Annotated in this window: 4 protein-coding genes and 1 pseudogene; 4 read left to right on the top strand and 1 reads right to left on the bottom strand. The window is 70.2% G+C overall.

The features are described from left to right. The 3 genes and pseudogenes from B1964_RS09690 to B1964_RS09700 form a co-directional block, all read left to right on the top strand. A pseudogene (locus B1964_RS09690) lies at nt 1–501 on the top strand (primosome assembly protein PriA); the annotation flags it as partial. 55 nt (nt 502–556) lie between these two features. Further along, nucleotides 557–1492 (top strand): methionyl-tRNA formyltransferase, encoded by a 936-nt coding sequence (gene fmt, locus B1964_RS09695; protein ID WP_014359927.1) that lies wholly within the window; start codon nt 557–559, stop codon nt 1490–1492. Continuing rightward, the gene (locus B1964_RS09700; protein WP_079929617.1) at nt 1489–2949 is read left to right on the top strand and encodes a transcription antitermination factor NusB; all 1461 of its coding nucleotides are present in this window, start codon (nt 1489–1491) and stop codon (nt 2947–2949) included. The genes fmt and B1964_RS09700 overlap by 4 nt, the downstream gene beginning before the upstream one ends. A 32-nt stretch (nt 2950–2981) precedes the next feature. Here the strand turns inward: B1964_RS09700 and B1964_RS09705 are convergent, their stop codons facing one another. Further along, nucleotides 2982–3248: a helix-turn-helix transcriptional regulator gene (locus tag B1964_RS09705; protein WP_014359929.1), complete on the bottom strand. Its 267-nt coding sequence runs from the start codon at nt 3246–3248 to the stop codon at nt 2982–2984. 101 nt (nt 3249–3349) lie between these two features. Between B1964_RS09705 and B1964_RS09710 the strand changes: the two genes are divergently transcribed. Further along, on the top strand, nt 3350–3690 hold a 341-nt coding region (locus B1964_RS09710), incomplete at its 3' end, for a M24 family metallopeptidase (RefSeq protein ID WP_139765688.1).

A 3690-nucleotide genomic window follows, 5' to 3' on the forward strand; every position in this document is an offset into this window, starting at 1 on the left:
GAAGAAGATGCCGTGCGCCGGTGGATGGCCGTCGGCGCGTTGGTCCGGGCCCGGCGGCAGGGCGGCACGATGGTCATCGTCGCCGACTCGACGTTGCATCCGGTACAGGCGCTGATCCGTTGGGACCCGGTCGGTTTCGCCGAGACCGAACTCGGGCGTCGCGTCGAGCTCGGCTTCCCGCCCGCGGTCACCATGGCCTCCATCGACGGCCCGGCCGAGCTGGTCACCGGTTTCGTCGACCAGATCGAGTTGCCCGACGGTGCCGACACGCTGGGCCCGGTGCCGCTGCCCGACGGTGTCCGCCCGCCCGCGGGCAGCGCCGACTGGGACCGGCCGGACGGGCACGGCGCTCCCGACGAGATCGAACGGATACTGATCCGCACCGACCGCCGCCAGGGTCGCCGGCTCGCCGAGGCCTTGCGCGCCGCGCACATCCGGCGCAATGCGCAACGCGAGACCGGACCGATCCGGGTCCAGGTCGATCCGCCTACGATCGGATGAGCGCCGCGCACGTCGTGCGCGGATCGAGATGATCGAACGAGTGGAGGAAACCGGCGTGAGAATCGTGTTCGCGGGAACACCGGAGGTCGCGGTGCCGTCACTGCGACGGCTCGTCGAGGGTTCCGAGCACGACGTCGTCGGCGTCATCTCCCGTCCGGATGCGGTCTCGGGTCGGGGCCGCAAGGTGCACCGGGCGCCGGTCGCCGAACTCGCAGATACCCACGGCATCCCGGTCATCACCCCGCGACGTCTCGGTGAACCCGAGGTCGCCGAGACGCTGCAGGGGTGGGCCCCTGACGCCGGGGCGGTCGTGGCCTACGGCGGGTTGGTGCCGCCGCCGCTGCTCGAGCTGCCCACCCACGGCTGGATCAACCTGCATTTCTCGGTGCTGCCCGCCTGGCGGGGCGCGGCGCCGGTCCAGGCGGCGATCGCCGCCGGTGACGCCACCACCGGAGCCAGCACCTTCCGCCTCGAGAAGGGCCTCGACACCGGGCCGGTGTACGGGGTGCTGACCGAGACCATCCGCGACACCGACACCAGCGGTGAACTCCTCGACCGTCTCGCCGACGCCGGGGCGGGTCTGCTCGTCGACACCTTGTCGGGGATCGAGGCGGGGGCGCTGACCCCGGTTCCGCAGCCGGCCGACGGCGTCAGCCACGCCCCGAAGGTCGAGGTCGACGACGCCCGGGTGCGGTGGGACCTGCCCGCGCACATCATCGATCGCCGCATTCGCGCGCACACCCCGGCACCGGGCGCGTGGACCACCCACGGTGACCTCCGACTCAAACTCGGGCCGGTCGCGATCGCGGATTCGACGGCACCCGAAAAGTTGGCGCCGGGTGAGGTCCACGTGACGAAGAAGGCCGTGTTCGTCGGGACGGGCACCACCCCGGTCCGCCTGGGCCCGGTGCAGGCACCAGGGAAGAAGCCGATGCCGGCGACCGACTGGGCGCGCGGCGCCCGCCTCGACGAGGGGAGTGTGCTCGGATGAGCAGACCACGCGGTGACCGCAACGGGTCCAACCGCAGCGGGACCGATCGGGACAATCATCGTTCCGGTCCGGGTCGCGGCTCCCGTAACGATCCGAAGGTGCGGGACAAGGCGGTAGATCCGGTCCGCGAGACCGCCCGCGATGCGTTGCGTGCCGTCCGTGAGCGCGACGCCTACGCCAACCTCGTGCTGCCGAAGATGTTGCGGGAGCGCCACATCAGCGGTCGAGACGCCGCACTGGCCACCGAACTGACCTATGGTTCGGCACGCGCACAGGGCATCCTCGACGCGGTCATCGCCGCCGCCGCGAACCGCCCGGTCGACGAGATCGACGGCAAGCTGCTCGACGTGCTCCGGCTGGGCACCTATCAGCTTTTGCGCACCCGGGTCGGTGCCCACGCGGCCGTCGACACCTCGGTGGACCTGGTCCGGTCCGAAGCCGGCATCGGGCCCGCCGGATTCGTGAACGCGGTGCTGCGCAAGGTCTCTCAGCGCGACGAGGAGTTGTGGGTCGATCTACTCGCCCCGTCCATGGCCGACGACCTGATCGGTCACCTGGCCTTCCGCTATGCGCATCCGCGGTGGATCGCGGAGGTGTTCTACGACGCCCTCGGCGGTTCGTTCGGGCAATTGCAGGCCGCGCTCGCCGCCGACGACGAGCGGCCACCGGTGCACCTCGTCGCGCGGCCCGGTTTCATCACGGCCGAGGAACTCGCGCTGACCAGCGGGGGAGAGATCGGCAGATACTCGCCGTACTGTGTCTACCTGCCCGGCGGCGATCCCGGTGACGTGGAGGCAATCCGGCAGGGCTACGCCGGCGTGCAGGATGAGGGCAGCCAGTTGGTGGCGCGGGCGGTGACGGTGGCCGACATCGGGGCCGACGGCGGTCGGTGGCTCGACATGTGTGCCGGGCCTGGCGGCAAGGCCGCCCTGATTGGTGCGCTCGCCGACATCGACAACGCGCACCTCGACGCCATCGAGGTCAGCGAGCATCGCGCCGACCTCATTCGCGGTGTGGTGCGCGATCTCCCGGTCGACGTCCATGTGGCCGATGCGCGCGATGTCACCGCCCACACCGGACTCGAGCCCGGCTTCGACCGGATTCTGCTCGACGCCCCGTGTACCGGCCTGGGATCGTTGCGCCGGCGGCCCGAGGCGCGGTGGCGCCGGCAGCCGACCGATGTTCCCGAACTCGTTGCGCTGCAACGAGAGTTGCTGACCGAGGCGCTGCGGCTGGTTCGTCCCGGCGGGGTGGTGCTGTACTCCACGTGCTCCCCGCACCCGGCGGAGACCACCGACCTGGTGTCGAGCGTGCTCGAATCGGTCACGACCGCACGCCAACTCGATGCGCGGCCACTCGTCGGCGCCATCGAACTCGGCGAGGGTCCGCATGTGCAGCTGTGGCCACACATCCATGGCACCGACGCGATGTTCCTCGCCGCGCTGACGCGCGACTGAGACGCGTGGACCGAGGAGCTGACGGGACCGGGTCAGACGGCGACGTCCTCGGCCGTCGCCGACCGCCATACCTCCACGGCGTCGGTGACCGGGAGCCCGAGTGCGTCACAAATGGCCACCACGGTGCCGAAACTGGGGGTGGCGATCCGGCCCACCTCGATCTTGCGCAGCGTCTCCGGCGAGATTCCCGCATCTCGCGCAATCGTTTCCGGGTCACGGCCGGCGCGGGCGCCGCGGAGCAGTGCGCCGAGCCGGCGGCCGGCCTCGACTTGTTCGGGGGTCAGTGGAACGCGCACCATGCCGGCCATCATAGCCGGTATTACTGTACCGATCCATGGTAGCGTCGACGGGTATAGAAATACCGATGTGGTTGCGACCGATGCGATCCGAGTGGAGTGCGATGATCGAACTGAAGTCCCCGGCCGAGATCGACAAGATCGCCGTCACCGGCCGCTTCGTCGCCGAAGTCCTGCACGAGATCGGCGGCCGGGCCCGGCCCGGGGTGAACCTGCTCGACCTCGAAGCGCACGCCCGCACGATGCTCGACACTCGGGGTGCCCGGTCGTGCTATTGGGATTACTCGCCCTCGTTCGGTCGTGGCCGCTTCCGCAACGTGATCTGCCTGTCGGTGAACGACGCTGTGCTCCATGGTCTTCCGCACGACCATGTGCTGGCCGACGGGGATGTGCTGACCATGGATCTCGCGGTGTCGATCGACGGATGGGTCGCCGATGCGGCGGG

Origin of the sequence: Gordonia sp. i37 (genome assembly GCF_002043085.1) — a bacterium.
Lineage (GTDB): Bacteria > Actinomycetota > Actinomycetes > Mycobacteriales > Mycobacteriaceae > Gordonia > Gordonia polyisoprenivorans.

What these genes read in the sequence shown, in the direction of transcription:
- B1964_RS09700 (WP_079929617.1), top strand. Translation starts at nt 1,489, where the DNA reads ATGAGCAGACCACGCGGTGACCGCAACGGGTCCAACCGCAGCGGGACC.
- B1964_RS09705 (WP_014359929.1), bottom strand. Translation starts at nt 3,248, where the DNA reads ATGGTGCGCGTTCCACTGACCCCCGAACAAGTCGAGGCCGGCCGCCGG.